General features: G+C 64.1%; 16 protein-coding genes. 5 read left to right on the top strand and 11 right to left on the bottom strand.

Annotated elements, in window-relative coordinates:
* The 4 genes from AAG799_RS11495 to fsa form a co-directional block, all read right to left on the bottom strand.
* On the bottom strand, positions 1-746 hold a 746-nt coding region (locus AAG799_RS11495; protein WP_341895974.1), incomplete at its 3' end, for a DUF3750 domain-containing protein.
* A 78-nt stretch (positions 747-824) separates the two neighbouring features.
* Positions 825-1,829 carry a tyrosine recombinase XerC gene (locus AAG799_RS11490; protein ID WP_341895973.1) on the bottom strand — a complete coding sequence of 335 codons (1,005 nt, stop codon included), beginning with the start codon at positions 1,827-1,829 and terminating at the stop codon, positions 825-827.
* Entirely contained in the window at positions 1,805-2,524 is a 720-nt protein-coding gene (locus AAG799_RS11485) for a DUF484 family protein (protein WP_341895972.1), read from the bottom strand. The genes AAG799_RS11490 and AAG799_RS11485 overlap by 25 nt, the downstream gene beginning before the upstream one ends.
* An 11-nt stretch (positions 2,525-2,535) precedes the next feature.
* On the bottom strand, positions 2,536-3,204 hold the full coding sequence (gene fsa, locus AAG799_RS11480) for a fructose-6-phosphate aldolase (protein ID WP_341895971.1): 669 nt from the start codon (positions 3,202-3,204) through the stop codon (positions 2,536-2,538).
* Between the two features lie 113 nt (positions 3,205-3,317).
* Here fsa and AAG799_RS11475 point away from each other — a divergent pair, with 113 nt between their 5' ends.
* Both AAG799_RS11475 and AAG799_RS11470 read left to right on the top strand, forming a co-directional pair.
* Positions 3,318-5,492: a primosomal protein N' gene (locus AAG799_RS11475; protein ID WP_341895970.1), complete on the top strand. Its 2,175-nt coding sequence runs from the start codon at positions 3,318-3,320 to the stop codon at positions 5,490-5,492.
* A gap of 65 nt (positions 5,493-5,557) precedes the next feature.
* Positions 5,558-5,959: a hypothetical protein gene (locus tag AAG799_RS11470; RefSeq protein WP_341895969.1), complete on the top strand. Its 402-nt coding sequence runs from the start codon at positions 5,558-5,560 to the stop codon at positions 5,957-5,959.
* 22 nt (positions 5,960-5,981) lie between these two features.
* Here AAG799_RS11470 and AAG799_RS11465 read toward each other — a convergent pair whose 3' ends face one another.
* From AAG799_RS11465 to AAG799_RS11450, 4 genes are read right to left on the bottom strand one after another with little or no spacing between them, the layout of a single operon-like run.
* A complete protein-coding gene (locus AAG799_RS11465) occupies positions 5,982-6,911 on the bottom strand; it encodes a glyoxylate/hydroxypyruvate reductase A (protein WP_341895968.1) in 930 nt (309 codons plus the stop codon).
* 2 nt (positions 6,912-6,913) lie between these two features.
* Entirely contained in the window at positions 6,914-8,542 is a 1,629-nt protein-coding gene (locus AAG799_RS11460; protein WP_341895967.1) for an ABC transporter ATP-binding protein, read from the bottom strand.
* A complete protein-coding gene (locus tag AAG799_RS11455) occupies positions 8,539-9,576 on the bottom strand; it encodes an ABC transporter permease (protein WP_341895966.1) in 1,038 nt (345 codons plus the stop codon). Before AAG799_RS11455 ends, AAG799_RS11460 begins: the two co-directional genes overlap by 4 nt.
* A 5-nt stretch (positions 9,577-9,581) precedes the next feature.
* Entirely contained in the window at positions 9,582-10,694 is a 1,113-nt protein-coding gene (locus AAG799_RS11450; protein ID WP_341895965.1) for a microcin C ABC transporter permease YejB, read from the bottom strand.
* 184 nt (positions 10,695-10,878) lie between these two features.
* On the opposite strand from AAG799_RS11450, the gene AAG799_RS11445 reads away from it, so the two are divergent.
* From AAG799_RS11445 to AAG799_RS11435, 3 genes are read left to right on the top strand one after another with little or no spacing between them, the layout of a single operon-like run.
* Positions 10,879-11,094 (top strand): hypothetical protein, encoded by a 216-nt coding sequence (locus AAG799_RS11445; RefSeq protein ID WP_341895964.1) that lies wholly within the window; start codon positions 10,879-10,881, stop codon positions 11,092-11,094.
* A complete protein-coding gene (locus AAG799_RS11440; RefSeq protein ID WP_341895963.1) occupies positions 11,042-11,485 on the top strand; it encodes a hypothetical protein in 444 nt (147 codons plus the stop codon). The genes AAG799_RS11445 and AAG799_RS11440 overlap by 53 nt, the downstream gene beginning before the upstream one ends.
* Before the next feature lie 26 nt (positions 11,486-11,511).
* Positions 11,512-11,994 carry a hypothetical protein gene (locus AAG799_RS11435; protein ID WP_341895962.1) on the top strand — a complete coding sequence of 161 codons (483 nt, stop codon included), beginning with the start codon at positions 11,512-11,514 and terminating at the stop codon, positions 11,992-11,994.
* 9 nt (positions 11,995-12,003) lie between these two features.
* Here AAG799_RS11435 and AAG799_RS11430 read toward each other — a convergent pair whose 3' ends face one another.
* Genes AAG799_RS11430 through AAG799_RS11420 form a run of 3 tightly spaced genes read right to left on the bottom strand, consistent with a single transcriptional unit; the run spans position 12,004 to position 16,287 of the window.
* Positions 12,004-13,833 (bottom strand): extracellular solute-binding protein, encoded by a 1,830-nt coding sequence (locus AAG799_RS11430; RefSeq protein WP_341895961.1) that lies wholly within the window; start codon positions 13,831-13,833, stop codon positions 12,004-12,006.
* Positions 13,830-14,435: a GNAT family protein gene (locus AAG799_RS11425; RefSeq protein WP_341895960.1), complete on the bottom strand. Its 606-nt coding sequence runs from the start codon at positions 14,433-14,435 to the stop codon at positions 13,830-13,832. The genes AAG799_RS11430 and AAG799_RS11425 overlap by 4 nt, the downstream gene beginning before the upstream one ends.
* 22 nt (positions 14,436-14,457) lie before the next feature.
* Complete coding sequence (locus tag AAG799_RS11420; protein WP_341895959.1) at positions 14,458-16,287, bottom strand: extracellular solute-binding protein; 1,830 nt, start codon at positions 16,285-16,287, stop codon at positions 14,458-14,460.
* Position 16,288 lies beyond the last annotated feature (1 nt).

Below are 16,288 nucleotides of genomic sequence, written 5' to 3'. Positions count from 1 at the left end.
CGGCCGATCCCGGGCAGCTTCAGCGCCGGGCGCAGGACGTCGATGCCGATGGTCAGGCCGAGCAGGTTCAGCTCCAGCCCCTCGCGGGCGGCCGCCGTCACGCCGGCCAGGCCCAGCAGGTTGACCTGCCAGCCAGTGCCGCTGGGGGCTGGCGCAAACAGCGTGGTGGTGCCGAGCCAGTCCTTGCCGACGGCGGTCGGCGGCAACTGCAGCCCCAGTTCAGGGACTTCGCGCGCCAGGTAGGCAACGAAGCTGTTCGAATTGGGGCCGGGCCACATCACATAGCCGCCGCGGCCGGGATAGCGCTCGGCCGCTGAAATCAGCAGCGGGATGGCTGCTGCTGCTGCCGGGCCGCGCAGGTCATGCAGCAGTTCGGGCGCATTGCCGGCCCAGTAGCCATCAGGAGTACGATTGCTGATGCGCACCGGTGCACCGCCCCAGCCGACCACCTCGTAGCGGGTAAAGGCCTCTGCACCGGCCGGTTTCACCACCACCCAGGTATGCACGGCGAAGGCGCCCCGCCAGCCCCAGACCCGGGCGGCATAGACCTGGATCACCGCGTCTTTCACGGTCAGCGGATCGGGCGCCAGGCCGACACTGTCCCAGCGTGCGGTCGACCAGTGCTTGCGTTCGGCCGTGGCGATGGAGGCGCCGCTGGCCATCAGCGGCACGGCGATCAGCGCGGCCAGCGCGATCAGGAGATTGCGGATCAGGGGGCGGCGTCGCAGTGAAAGTTTGAGCGTCATGTCTGGCCTACGGGTCAAACATAGAGTGGCGGCCAATTATGGCAAAGCCTGGACAGGCCGCTGTGATGGCGGTCGCAGTTAGGTCCGTGCCCCGGGCCGTGCCGCGGATCGCGCTCTGGGATGGGCGCTGTCATAGACCCGGAGCAGCGCCTCGGCATCCACCTCGGTATAGCGCTGGGTGGTGGCCAGCGAGGCATGGCCCAGCAGTTCCTGGATGGTGCGCAGATCGCCGCCGGCCGCCAGCAGATGGGTGGCGAAACTGTGCCGCAGGGCATGCGGCGTGGCGGTTTCCGGCAGGTTCAGGGCGCGGCGGGCATTGCGCATGGCCTTCTGGATGATGGCCGGATCGACGCGCTTGCCGCGGGCGCCGTAAAACAATGGCGTGCCGCCGCCGATGGCGTAGGGGCAGAGTTTCACATAGGCGGCGATGGCCTCGCGCACGACGGGCAGGATCGGCACCAGGCGCTGCTTGTTGCCCTTGCCGGTCACCGTCAGGCTGTCGCCTTGCGGGATTCTGTCGCCATCCAGACCCAGCGCCTCGCCCAGGCGTAAGCCCGCACCCCAGAGCAGGGTCAGGATGGCAGCATCGCGCGCCTGCAGCCAGGGCGCGGTATCAGCTTCATCCACGCTGTCGATCATCTGCTGTGCGGCATTTACGCTCAGCGGCTTCGGCACGCTGTGCGGCCGCTTCGGCGTGCGGATCAGGTTGGCGGCCGCATTGTCGATGCGGCCATCCTTTTGCAGGCGGCGGAAGAAGCTGCGCACGGCGCTCAGGTTGCGTGCCACCGAAGTGGCGCCCACACCGTCAGTGCGCCGCGCGCTCAGATAGGCACGGAAATCGGCCTGCCGCAGCGTCTGCAGATCGGCCATGCTGGCCGGTTCGCCCAGATGCTCGCTCAGGAAGGACAGATAGACCGACAGATCTTGGCCGTAGGCGCGCAGCGTATGGCGCGAGAAGCGTTTTTCCTTTGCCAGCCAGCGATACCAGGCTTCGGCCGCGGCCTTCACATCCTCGGCCGCGAGAAAGAACGGCAGGCGTTCATCTGCCTCTGTGGTTTTCAGGGCTGCGGCAGGTCGAGCCATGCCCGCACCGAACGGCCGAGCACGCCGGCGAGGAACTGCAGCAGCTCCGTGCCCTGGTGCGGCTGGAATTTGTCAGCCTCGCGCGAACCCAGCGCCAGCATCGCATGCGGTGCCTTGGGGCCGAAATCAAGGCGCGCCAGCGCATCGGAGCGCACCAGTGTTGCCGCCGGACCATAGAGCCAGTCGGCCGCGTCGCATTTGTCGCGTGCCACGGCGGGCAGGGCGCCGAGCAGGGTTTCGATGGCACCATTGGGCAGCACGAAGACGCCGCCGGTGGCGATGTCCTTCATCTTTTCCGGATCGCCCTCGACGCACAGGCTGATGACATCGACTTCCAGCAGGTCGGTCCAGTCCTGGGTCGCCATATGGATCATATGCTCGAAGCTGCCGGCTTCCAGCAGCATCAGTACGGCAGCATGCACACGCTGTGTGGCCGACAGATTCTGCCGGCTGGCATCCAGCAACTCGTTGCCGACATGCGACACGCGATGCAGTTCGCCCTGCAGGCGCTGCACCATGAAACGCTGCAGGTCGACGACATTGTCGCCGCCGCGCGGTGCCGTCGGCGGCAGCAGGATTTCGCACAGGTCGGGATGGCGGATCAGCAGATCGGGATGCTGCTGCAGCCATGCGATCACATCCGCTTCGGCCAGGCCGGACGCGGGGGAGAGGGGAGCTGTGATGCCATCGGCCATGCGCAGCCCGCCTATTTGTCGTTGCCGAGGATCGACTGGCCGGTCTTCTTCCAGTCAGCCAGGAATGCCTCCAGGCCCTTGTCGGTCAGCGGATGCTTGACCAGGCCCTTCAGCACATTCGGCGGCAGTGTGGCAACGTCGGCGCCCAGCTTGGCGGATTCGATCAGGTGGATCGGATGGCGGATCGAGGCGACCAGAACCTCGGTCTTGAAATCGGGGTAGTTGTTGTAGATCTGCACGATGTCGGCGATCAGCTGCATGCCGTCCTGGCCGATATCGTCGAGCCGGCCGACAAACGGCGAGATGAAGCTGGCGCCGGCCTTGGCGGCCATGATCGCCTGAGCGGGCGAGAAGCACAGCGTCACATTGACCATAATGCCGTCATCCGACAGCGTTTTGCAGGTCTTCAGGCCATCCATGGTCAGCGGCACCTTCACCGCGACATTGGTGGCCAGGGCTGCCAGTTTGCGACCCTCGGCCAGCATGGTGGCATAATCGGTGGCGGTGACCTCGGCCGAAACCGGGCCTTTCACGATCTTGCAGATATCCTTGATTGTGGCGACGAAATCCTTGCCGGTCTTGGCCACCAGCGACGGATTGGTGGTCACCCCGTCCAGCAGGCCGGTGTCGTTCAGCTCGGCAATCTCGGCGATATCCGCAGTATCGACGAAAAATTTCATACCCGATCACTCCTCAAGGCGGCCCGGGCTCTGCCCGAATCAGCGGCCGATGCTATAAGCAGGATGGTTAACAATACCCGACCCGGACCACACGTTCCACCGGAACAACCCCCTTGACGAACGCCGATCTGATCCACGTCCTGCTGCCCCTGCCGCTGGCCGAGCCCTTTACCTACCGGGCCGGCAGTGCGGGTGTGCTGGCGCCCGGCGATATCGTCGAGGTACCGATCGGCAATCGTGTCTCACTCGGCGTGGTCTGGGATGGCGTGCCGGCGCCCTTACCGGAAAAGGCCCGGCTGAAGGATGTGCTGCGGCGCTGCGACGCGCCGCCGATTCCGCAGCCCTTACGCAAGCTGGTCGACTGGGTGGCAGCCTATACGCTCAATCCCACCGGCGCGGTGCTGAAGATGTGCCTGCCCGAACCGCGTGCCCTGATCGAGGCGCCGCCCTCGCGTGCCGTGCTGCGGCTTGGCGATGCTGCCGGCGTGAAGGCCAGCGAACAGCGTCAGCGCGTGCTGGAGATCGCGCGCGAACAGCCAGGCTTGAGTGTGGCTGAACTGGCCGAGGCCGCCGCGGTTTCGCCGGCGGTGGTGCGCAAGCTGGTGGAACTCGGTGCGCTGGTGGCCGATCAGGTGCCGGCTTTCCGTCCGCCGGCAAACCCGGACTGGCAGCGGCCGGGCCGCGCGCTGAATGCCCTGCAGGCTGAGGCTGCTGCGGCCCTGCGTGCGGCAGCGGAGGCGCAGGACTTTTCCGTCACGTTGCTGGAAGGCGTCACCGGTGCCGGCAAGACGGAGGTGTATTACGAGGCCGTGGCGGCAGCGCTCGCGCGCGGGCGCCAGGTGCTGGTACTGCTGCCGGAAATCGCGCTGACGCAGCAGTCGCTGGATCGTTTCGAGCAGCGTTTCGGTGCCCCGGCCTGGGCCTGGCATTCGGAGATGGCTGAGGGTCGGCGCGCTGCCACCTTGCGCGCCATCAGTCGTGGCGAGGCAAAAGTCGTTATCGGCGCGCGCTCGGCACTGTTCCTGCCCTATGCCGATCTCGGCCTGATCGTGGTCGATGAGGAACACGATGCCTCCTACAAGCAGGAGGAAGGCGTGATCTACAATGCCCGCGACATGGCGGTGGTGCGCGCCAAGCTGGAAGGCATCGCCGTCGTGCTGGCCTCGGCGACGCCCTCGCTGGAAAGCCTGCATAACGTGGCGCGGCGCCGCTATGCCCATGCGGTACTGCCCGAGCGTCATAATGCCGCCAGCCTGCCGCGCATCCGGATTGTCGACATGCGCAAGGAAAAGCTGCCGGCACAGCGCTTTATCAGTGCGCCGCTGGTAACGGCCCTGACCGAGACGATTGCCGCCGGCGAACAGGCCATGCTGTTCCTCAATCGGCGCGGCTATGCGCCGCTGACGCTGTGCGGTGCCTGCGGCCATCGCCTGCAATGTCCGAACTGCGCCGCCTGGCTGGTCGAGCACAAGCGCCATGGCCGCCTGCAATGCCATCACTGTGGCCACCAGCAGCGCCTGCCGAAGCATTGTCCGCAATGCGAGGCGGAAGACAAGTTCAAGGCCTGCGGCCCGGGTGTCGAGCGCCTGGCCGAAGAGGCCGCCATGCTGTTTCCCGATGCACGGCTGGCGGTGATGGCATCCGACACCGCCAACACGCCGCGCATGATCGGCGAGATGCTGGATCGCATGGAGCGGCGCGAGATCGACATTCTGGTCGGCACGCAGATCGTGGCGAAGGGCCATCATTTCCCGCTGCTGACCCTGGTGGGTGTGATCGATGCCGATCTGGGGCTTGCTGGCGGCGATCCGCGCGCTGCCGAGCGCACGCATCAGTTGCTTACCCAGGTGGCCGGCCGCGCCGGCCGCGCCGCCCATCCCGGCCGCGTGCTGCTGCAGAGTTTCGATCCGCAGCATCCGGTGATCGCAGCGCTCAGTCGCCACGACACGGCAGGGTTCCTCGCCGCCGAGATGGCCGAGCGCCAGCGGGCCGGCATGCCGCCATTCGGTCGTCTCGCCGCTGTGATTGTCAGTGGCACCGATCAGGCCGAAGTGGAGCAGGCGGCGCGTGCGCTCGCGCGCGTTGCGCCGCGTGGCGGCGGCCTGTCGGTGCTGGGGCCGGCGCCGGCGCCGCTGCATTACCTGCGCGGCCGCTATCGCGAGCGGCTGTTGTTGAAGGCGGAACGCGAAATCGATGTGCCTGCCGTTTTGCGGGAATGGATGGCGAAAGTAAAACTACCGTCAGGTGTAAAACGCACGGTTGATATCGATCCCTATAGCTTTCTTTAAACCTTCGCCGTTTAAAGTTGCCGACGCGGCCGGGTGGTTGGCCGCTCTGAAGGGGAAGAATACCCATGTGGTCTGTCCGTCTGCCCGCGCTTGGCGCGGCGCTGCTCGCTGTTGGTCTGCTCGGAGGCTGTTTCGAAGCCAAGGAAACGGCGCCCGACAAGCGCCATACCAGCCTCAGCAATTTCGTGCAGTTCATCCAGAAGACCGGCGGCCTGAAGAGTCTGAACACCTTCTACAAGCGTCGCCCCGAGATCAATTCCGAGGAAAGTCTTGGCGTGCTTTACGATGGTGCCCGCACCCAGGGCGAGGTCATGCGCTTCAAGGACAAGCAGCTGGCCAAGGAAATGCTACCGGCGCTGAAGGCAGCGCGGTCGCGGCTGGGCGAATCCGAAAATTGCCAGCTGCGTGGTTTCTTCATCGCCTGCGGCGAGGAAAAATTCGTCGACGTCTTCCGCAAGTGGGAATGACGACACCCCTGATTACCCGAACCTAGTATCCTCGGCCGTAATCCACCTGGCGCAGCAGCGGCAGGCCCTGCTGCATGCGACGGATGTTGTCGACGATCTGGGGCGCCACCTGGGCTGCGATGCTGTCGGCGGCATTATGCGGTGTCACCGTCACCTTCGGATGCGTCCAGAAGGGGTGGTTGTCGCGCAGGGGCTCCTCGTCAAACACATCCAGCGTCGCGCCCGACAGCCATTCGCTGTCCAGCGCGTGCAACAGGTCGGCCTCCACCACATGGCCGCCGCGCGCGGCATTGATGATATAGGCACCGCGCGGCAGCAGGGAGAGCGTGCGGCGGCTGATAATACCGCGTGTCTGCGGGGTCAGCGGCAGCAGGCAGATCAGCACGTTGCACAGGCGCAGGAAGCTGTCGAGATGCTCCTCGCCATGAAAGCTGGTGACGCCGTCGACGGCCTTGAGGCTGCGGCTCCAGCTCACCAGCTGGAAGCCGAACTGCGACAGCTTCTGCGCCGCCGCCACCCCTAGCGTGCCCATGCCCATGATGCCGATCACGCGTTCGGCGGCATCCACCGGCGGCAGCCATTTCCAGGATTTGCTGCGCTGGTTGGCGGCCATGGCATCGACCTGGCGGTGGAATCGCAGCACGTGCAGCAGCACATATTCGGTCATTGCCACGGTCAGGCGGTCATCGATCACCCGCGTTAGCGGCACATGGCGCGGCAAGGTGGGATCGGCGAGGATCGCATCGACGCCGGCGCCAAAGGCATGGATCAGCTTCAGGTTGGGAAAGCTTTTCAGCAGGCCATGCGGCGGCTTGGCCACCACGGCAGCCTCGATCTCGTTCGGATTGCCGGTGTTGGGATGCAGGCGGATATCCAGATCGGGGGCCAGTTTCCTGAACTCGTCCGCCCATTCCGCCGGGTCATGCGCCTTGGTGTAGATCAGGACGGCCAAGGCTACATCCTGACCGCGGTTTCATGGCGCACCGCGACGTCGAAGGCGGCAGCGATCAGCGCCTTGGTATAATCGGTCTGCGGCGCGGTGAAGATGGCTTGCGCGCTGTTCTCCTCCACCACCTTGCCATCCTTCATCACCATCACGCGGTCGGCCAGCGCACGCACCACGCGCAGGTCGTGGCTGATGAACAGATAGGCCAGCCCGTGTTTCTTCTGGAGATCGCGCAGCAGGTCGACGATCTGTGCCTGCACGCTCATGTCGAGCGCCGAGGTCGGTTCGTCCAGCACGATGAAATGCGGTTTCAGCACGATCGCGCGTGCAATGGCGATGCGCTGGCGCTGGCCGCCGGAGAATTCATGCGGGTAGCGATCCATGGTGGCGGGATCGAGGCCCACTTCGGTCATCGCTGCGGCCACCATGGCGCGGCGTTCGGCCTCGGTCTGGCCGATGCCATGCACCGCAAGGCCCTCGGCGATGATGTCGAAAACCGGCAGGCGCGGCGACAGCGAGTCAAACGGATCCTGGAAGACGATCTGCATTTCCTTGCGCAATGGCCGCATCTCGCCCCAGCTGCGGCCCTGCAGTTCGGTATCGCGGAAACGGATGCTGCCCTCGCATTTCTGCAGCCGCAGCAGGGCATAGGCGAGCGTCGATTTGCCCGAGCCGCTTTCGCCCACCACGCCCAGCGTTTCGCCGGCGCGCACGCTCAAGGATACACCATCCACCGCCTTGATATGGCCAATCGCGCGACGCATCAGCCCGGCAGTGATCGGGAACCACACCTTCACATCGCGGGCGGCCATCACCACCGGCGCATCGATCTCGGCCACCGCCGCGGTGCCCTTGGGTTCGGCGGCCAGCAGCTTGCGGGTATAGGCATGCTGCGGCTGGCCGAAGACCTGGGCCACCGGGCCCTGCTCGACGATCTCGCCATGGGTCATGATGCAAACGCGGTCGACCACCTTGCGCACGATGTTGAGATCGTGGGTGATCAGCAGCAGGGCCATGCCCATTTTCTGCTGCAGGTCTTTCAGCAGTTTCAGGATCTGCGCCTGGATGGTGACATCAAGCGCCGTGGTCGGTTCGTCGGCGATCAGCAGGTCGGGTTCGTTGGCGAGTGCCATGGCGATCATCACGCGCTGGCGCTGACCACCCGACAGCTGGTGCGGATAGGCGCCCAGCCGCTTTTCGGCATCCGGCAGGCCGACCAGCTGCAGCAGCTCCAGTGTGCGGGCGCGGGCTGCCGCCTTGTCCAGCCGCTTGTGCAGGAACAGCACCTCGTTGACCTGCTGCTCGATGGTGTGCAGCGGATTGAGCGAGGTCATCGGTTCCTGGAACACCATGGCGATGCGGTTGCCGCGGATGCGCTGCAGCCTGTCCGGCCCGGCACCCAGCATGTCCTCGCCGTCGAAGATGATCGCGCCGTTCGGATGGCTGGCCAGCGGATAGGGCAGCAGCTGCAGCACCGACAGCGCCGTTACCGACTTGCCCGAACCGCTCTCGCCGACCAGCGCCACCGTCTCGCCGCGCGCGATGGTAAACGAGACATGTTTCACGGCTTCCACCGCGCCAGTGCCCTGGCCGAAGCGCACGCTCAGGTCTTTGACATCCAGCAGCGGCGTGGTCATTTGAAGATCTTGCGCGGATCGAAAGCGTCGCGCACTGCTTCGCCGATGAAGATGAGCAGGCTGAGCATCACCGCCAGCACGGCAAAGGCGGTGAGGCCGAGCCAGGGCGCCTGGATGTTGGTCTTGCCCTGGCTGAGCAGTTCGCCGAGTGAGGGCGATCCCGGCGGCAGGCCGAAGCCGAGGAAGTCGAGCGCGGTCAGCGTGGTGATCGAGCCGTTGAGGATGAAGGGCATCATGGTCAGGGTCGCCACCATGGCATTGGGCAGCAGGTGGCGGAACATGATGGAAATATCCGAGACGCCGAGTGCGCGGGCGGCGCGCACATAGCCGAAATTGCGCGCGCGCAGGAATTCCGCCCGCACCACGCCGACCAGCGCCATCCAGGAGAACAGCAGCATGATGCCCAGCAGCCACCAGAAATTAGGCTGCACCACGCTGGCCAGGATGATGAGCAGATACAATGTCGGCAGGCCGGACCAGACCTCGATGAAGCGCTGGAACAGCAGGTCAGTCAGGCCGCCGAAGTAACCCTGCACCGCGCCGGCGATCACGCCGATCACCGAACTCAGCGCCGTCAGCACTAGGCCGAACAGCACGCTGATGCGGAAGCCGTAGATCAGGCGGGCCAGCACATCGCGGCCCTGGTCATCGGTGCCGAGCAGGTTTTCCGTGGTCGGCGGCGAAGGTGCTGGTCGGCCGAGATCGTAATTGATGGTGCGGTAGCTGTAGCGGATCGCCGGCCAGACCATCCAGCCGTCCTTTTCCTTCACCAGCTCCTGCACGAAGGCATCGCGGTATTTCGCCTCTGTCTCGAAATCGCCGCCGAAGGTGGTTTCGGGATAGGCCTTCAGCACCGGGAAGTAATAGCCCCCGTCATATTTCACCAGCAGCGGCGAATCATTGGCGATCAACTCGGCAAACAGGCTAAGCACGAACAGGATCAGGAAGAGCCACAGCGACCAGAAGCCGCGCCGGTTGTTGCAGAAGTTGCGCCAGCGCCGCTGGTTGATCGGGCTGATTTTGATCGGGGCCATCTGCATCAGGCGTCGCGGCTCTCGAAGTCGATGCGCGGATCGATCAGCACATACATCAGATCGGATACCAGGTTCACGACCAGGCCGAGCAGGGTGAAGATGAACAGCGAGCCGAACATGATCGGATAATCGCGCTTCAGCGCCGCCTCGAAACCGAGCAGCCCCAGGCCATCCAGCGAGAAGATCACCTCGATCAGCAGCGAGGAAGTGAACAGAATGCCAATGAAGGCGCCGGGGAAGCCGGCGATCACGATCAGCATGGCATTGCGGAAGACATGGCCATAAAGCACGCGGCCCTCGCTCAGGCCCTTGGCCTTCGCGGTCAGCACATAGAGCTTGTTGATCTCTTCCATGAAGGAATTCTTGGTCAGCATCACCAGGCCGGCAAAGCCGCCGATCACCATGGCGATCACCGGCAGGGCCAGATGCCAGAAATAGTCGGTCACCTTGCCCAGCAGGCTGAGCTGCGCCCAGTTATCCGAGGTCAGGCCCCTGAGCGGGAACCATTGCAGGAAGCTGCCGCCGGCAAACAGCACCACCAGCAGCACGGCGAACAGGAAGCTGGGAATGGCATAGCCGACCACGATGGCGGCCGAGGTCCAGATGTCGAAGCGGCTGCCGTCGCGCACAGCCTTGGCGATGCCGAGCGGGATCGAGATCAGGTAGACGATCAGCGTGGTCCACAGGCCCAGCGAGATCGACACCGGCAGTTTTTCCGCGATCAGCTGCACCACCGGCCGGTCCTTGAAATAGCTGACGCCGAAATCGAGCTGCACATACTGTTTCAGCATCAGCCACAGCCGCTCATGCGCCGGCTTGTCGAAGCCGAACTGCTTTTCCAGCCGCTTGATGAATTCCGGGTCCAGCCCTTGCGCGCCGCGATAACGCGCGCTGACACCCTCGGCCGCCTGGGCAAAGGCGCCGGCGCCCGGGCCGGTCTCGCCGCCGGTGGCGCCCGAGATGCGGGCGGTGGTGTCGGCTGCCGTGCCGGTGACCTGGGCGATCACCTGCTCGACCGGGCCGCCGGGGGCGAACTGCACGATGGCGAAGTTGATCACCATGATGCCGAGCAGGGTCGGCAGGATCAGCAGCAGGCGGCGGAGGATGTAAGCGAGCATGGCAGGCGGGCGGTATCCGTCTGGCGAATCAACGGCTTCAATTGACCATAGCGGACCGGCGGACGCAAACCCGGGCGCGTATGCATTTGCGGCTTGAATATTCTGTTTTTGTTCTATACCCTGAAGTAAGAACAAATATTGAACATACGGCCGTATTCATCCCCTTGATAAAGTGGGAGGCGACATGCCCTCTTTGCAGCGTGAGGAGCCGGCGCTCCTGAATGAAATCGCCCTGCGTCAGATGATGCGCGATCCGCGCTACTGGCATCCGACCAGCCGCGACCCGGCCTTTCAGCGCGAGGTGGAGGCTGGTTTCCGCCGGCTCTATCCCGGCCCGGCGCGGCGGGATGCCGCCCGATCAGATACCGCGCAATCCGCAGGATCTGTATCGCCTGCTTGATTTCGATCCGGAGGGCCTGGGTGAAAAGGCGATCGCGGCCCTCTATCCGCGGGAGGCGATCTGGACCAGGAACTATCTGGCGCCCGAAGCCTTGCAGGTGACCGAACAGCAGTTCCCTAATCATGAGCGGTGGAATGACGAGGCGGATGCGTTCCGCCATGCCTATTGGTCCTATCGCATGACGCAGTATTTTGGTGCATCTGTTGCCAAGAAGATTGGCGATGCGCATGAACGATCCGCGGTTAATCCTCAGGGCGAACGCATGATGGATCTTTATAATAATGATGTCGGCCGCAGTTTGGCCCAGTTGCCGGAAAATCGTGATCGCGCTCCCCGGGAGGTGATTGGCGAAGCCATGCGGCAAGGGTTGCTGCATCTGTCGCCATATTGAACCTTATCCGCTGTATGGGACTGACAATGGCGCGCTTCAGTTTTATCGATGGAGTGATCGCAACCTGCCTGCTTGCCATTCCTCTCTATGTGCTGCTGGCGCTCTTTGGGCCCTGCGCCCTGCACAACCTGATGCTGATGAATGTTTCCAGCGAGGCCATTGATGGACTCTCCGTGCGGATGCGGAGCGGTTCGGGGGAGGGCGAGGTTTGGCAGGGCCGGCTCGATCGTGGGCAGGTCCGTCACCTTGTTTTCGATTGGCCATCGGGCGATTACACATATCGGGTTTCAGGCCGTTATGAATCCAGGAGCGAGGATTTCACCTTCACTTACGGTTATGTCAGTGGAATGAGCGACGATGCCATCATGATTGCCGATTCAGGGCCCGCCGGCATCCGGCTGCCCGATTATCCACTGCCTTGCGGCAGGGGAGACATCATCGGATGTGTGATGGGAATTCTGGCGGTGACATGGCCCCGCGAGCTGCGCTGCATGGTGCGGCACCCCTAGCAGCTGGGCCTAACGCTGCCGCTGCAGATTGAGCGCCTTGTCTTTCGCCGGATCGACCCACCAGGTATCGGTCAGCCCCACATCGTAGACCGGCTTCTGCGCCGGGCGGGCAAAGCGGTCCCAGTAGCCCAGCTTGACGGTGCCGCTGTACCAGTGCGGTATGACATACCAGCCCCACATCAGCACGCGATCCAATGCCCGTGTGGCGGCGCGCAGCTCATCGCGATTGCGGGCCTTGACGATATGCTCGATCAGGTCGTCCACCACCGGATCGTTCACGCCGGAGAAATTGAAGCTGCCCACGGTGGCGGCTGCGCGCGAGGCCCAGTAGTTGCGCTGCTCGATACCGGGCGTGAGCGGCTGCACGAAGCGGCGCGACATCACGTCGTAATCGAAGCTGCGCATGCGGTTCTCGAAACTGGCGAGATCGACCACGCGGATCGAGATGGTGATGCCGATGCGCTCCAGGTTGCGCGCAAACGGGTTGATGATGCGCTGGAAACTCGGTTCGTAGAGCATGAATTCCAGCTCGAACGGCTTGCCCTTGGCATCCACCAACTTGCCGTCCTTGATCACCCAGCCGGCCGCGAGCAGTAATTGCTGGGCCTGCTTGAGATTGGCGCGGTTGTTGCCCGAGCCATCGGTGCGCGGCGGCTGGAATTCGGTGGTGAAGACCTCCGGCGGCACGCGGTCGCGGAACGGCTCCAGCAGGTCGCGCTCGGCGGCATCCGGCAAGCCGGTGGCCGCGAGGTCGGAATTCTCGAACATCGAGCGCGTGCGCTTGTACAGGCCATAGAACAGCGTCTTGTTGGCCCATTCGTAGTCATAGGCCAGGTTGATCGCCTGGCGCACGCGGGCATCATTCAGATGCGGCTTGCGGCTGTTGAGGAACCAGGCCTGCACGCCTGATGGCGTTTCGTCCTTCAGCACCTCGCGCTTGACCCGGCCATCGTTGAAGGCCGGCTTGTTGGTGTAGCTGCCGGCCCAGTGGCGGGCGGTGACCTCCTCGCGGAAATCGTATTCGCCGGCGAAGAAGGCCTCGAAGGCGATCTCGCGGTCGCGATAATAGTCGTCGCGGTACCAGTCGAAATTATGCCGGCCGCGATTGACCGCCAGATCCCTGGCCCACCAGTCCTTCACCCGCTCAAACACCAGGCTGCGGCCGGCATCGATGCGGGCAATGCGATAGGGCCCGGAGCCCAGCACCGGCTCCATCGTAGGGCTGGTGAAATCGCGGCTCCTGAACCAGGCTTTCGACAGGATCGGCAGCTGCGCCACGGTCAGCGGCATGTCACGACGGCTCTCGGTGTCGGCAAAGCGGAACACCACGCGCAGGCGGCTTTCGGCGGTGACGCTTTCGACATCGCGCAGGATCAGCTGATACAGCGGATGGCCATCTTTCTGGGTCGCCTCGACGGTGAAGACCACATCTTCTGCCGTCACCGGCGAACCGTCGCTGAAGCGGGCCCGCGGATTGATGATGAAGGCAACCCAGCTGCGATCCGGCGCCAGTTCGGCGCTTTCGGCCAGATCGGCATAGACCGCATCGGGTTCGTCCTTGCCGCGCGCCATCAGGCTCTGGAAGGTCATGCTCAGATTCTGCGCCGCCACGCCTTTCAGGATCAGTGGATTGAGGTTGTCGAAGGTCTCCAGCTGCCAGCTGCGCAGCTCGCCGCCCTTGGGCGCATCGGGATTGACGTAACCGAAATGGCTGAAGCCGGGCGGATGCTTGAGGTCGCCGAAGGCCGACAGGCCGTGGCGCGGCTGTGCCCTGGATTCAACAGGGATTGCGCTGCCGGCCAGCAGCAGGGCGGCGGTCAGGACTGCCGCAAGTTTCACGCCGCCTGGTCCGCGGCCAGGTTGAGGCGATGGCGCAGATGGGTTTTCACCGTCGGCCATTCATCGGGCAGGATGCTGAACACCACGGTATCGCGCAGCGTGCCGTTGCCGGCGATCTGGTGGTTGCGCAGGATGCCATCCTGCTTGGCGCCCAGCTTTGCGATCGCTTCGCGGCTCTGCTGGTTGAAGAAATGCGTGCGGAATTCGACGGCTATGCATTCAAGGTTTTCAAATGCATAGGCAAGCAGCAGCAGCTTGCAGCGGGTGTTCAGTGCGGTACGCTGCACGCTCTTGCGATACCAGGTCGAGCCGATCTCGACGCGCTTGTTCGCCGCATCGACATTCATATAGGTGGTCATGCCGACCGGCTTGTCCTGCGCCTTGTCGATCACCGTGAACGGCAGCATGGAGCCTTTTTCGGCCAGGCCCAGCCGCCGGTCGATCTCTGCCGTCATCTTTTCGGGTGTCGGAATCAGCGTGTACCACAGCTTCCACAACTCGCCATCCTGCACGGCCTCGGCCAGCGCATCGTGATGGTCGTGGCTGAGTGGCACCAGGGCAACGGCGCTGTCCTGCAGGGTGACGGGTTTAAGCCAGCTCATCGTGATCCTTGCTGCGTGTTGCTTACTGGGGTTTGGCGCCGGCGAGCTTCGCCGCCTTGGCCGGATCGACCCACCAGGCCATGAAGTCGACGCCGTTCTTCGGATTCTTCTCCGGCCGGCCGAACTTGTCCCAATAGGCAACGCGGTCGGCCGGCAGATGCCAGCCCGGCACCAGGTAATAGCCCCAGGTCAGCGCACGATCCAGCGCGCGCGTCGCCGTGATCAGGCTGTCGCGCTCTGGCGCATAGATCACCGCGTCGATCAGCGTATCGACCGCCGGACTCTTCAGGCCGATCCAGTTGCGGCTGGCCGGATTGTCGGCGGCCTGCGCGGAAAAGAAGCTGCGCTGCTCGTTGCCGGGCGAATTCGACTGGCCCCAGCCACCGAAGATCATGTCGAAATCGAAAGCGCGCAGGCGAGAGACATACTGCGCGCTGTCTACTGTGCGCATATTCATCGTGATCCCAAGACGCTGCAGGTTCTGCGCCAGCGGTCCGACCAGGCGTTCGTAGCTCGGATCGCCGAGCAGGAATTCGATCTGGAAGGCCTCGCCCCTGGCGTCCATCAGCTTGCCGTTCTTGACCTCCCAGCCTGCCGCCTTCAGCAGGGCTGCAGCCTCACGCAGGTTCTTGCGGTCCTGGCCGCTACCGTCCGACACCGGTGCCACGAAAGCCGGGCCGAACACTTCCTTGGGCAGGCTGGCGCGCAACGGCTCCAGCAGTTTCAGCTCGCCAGCCGTTGGTTCGCCGCGGGCCGCGAAATCGGAATTCTGGAAATAGCTGCTGCTGCGGGTATAGCCGCCATAGAAGAAGGTCTTATTGGTCCATTCATAGTCAAAGGCCAGGCTGATGGCGCGGCGCACGCGGGCGTCGCTGAACTTTGTCTTGCGGATATTGAACACGAAGCCGCTCAGGCCGGCAGGCCGCTGGTGCGGCAATTCGGCCTTCTGCACCAGGCCCTGGTTGGCGGCCGGGAAGTCGTAAGCCGTGTGCCAGTTGCGCGCGATATTCTCGCTGCGGAAGTCATACTGGCCGGATTTGAAGGCCTCCAGCGTCACCGTGGTGTCGCGGTAGAGATCATACCTGATGCGGTCGAAATTATAGCGGCCCTTGTTGAGCGGCAGGTCCTTGGCCCACCAGTCGGCACGGCGTTCATAGGCGATGAAGCGGTTGGCCTCGAAGCTGGCGATCTTGTAGGGGCCGGAACCGGCCCAGGCTTCCAGTGTCGGCCTGTCGAAGCCGCGTTTCTCCCACAGCGCCTTCTGCACCACCGGCAACTGGCCCATGATCTGCGGCAGCTCGCGGTTCTTCGGGCCGGTGAAGCTGAATTTCACCTTGCGGGGCGAGAGAATCTCGGCCTTCTGCACATTGGCGTAATACAGCTGCATCATCGGCTCGCCATGCTTCTGGATCTGCTCGAAGCTCCAGGCCACATCTTCCGCCGTGATCGGCTTGCCATCGGCCCATTTGGCCTCGGCGCGCAGGTTGAAGATCACGAAACTCAGGTCGTCGGGCACTTCCACGGTTTCGGCGATCAGGCCGTATTCGCTGGTGTCGTCGTCCATCGGCGAGGCCATCAGCGTTTCATAGATCAGGCCAAGGCCCGGCGCCTCGTCGCCCTTCGGGATGAAGGGATTGAGGCTGTCGAAGCCGCCGACCGCATGCAGCTTGGCCTCGCCGCCCTTGGGCGCGTTCACATTCACATAATCGAGCTGGGTGAAGCCGGCCGGATATTTCGGCGCGCCGAGCAGCGAGAGGGCGTGACTGGTTTTTGTCTGGGCCCAGGACGGCTGGATAGTCGCGGGTGTTGCAAGGGCGAGGGCGAGGAGGGCAGGCAGCAGCACAGATCGCATC

Source organism: Ferrovibrio terrae, assembly GCF_943371255.1.
Classification (GTDB): domain Bacteria; phylum Pseudomonadota; class Alphaproteobacteria; order Ferrovibrionales; family Ferrovibrionaceae; genus Ferrovibrio; species Ferrovibrio terrae_B.
The sequence above is the reverse complement of the archived record's forward strand: the minus strand, read 5'-3'. Positions and strand labels throughout refer to the sequence as shown.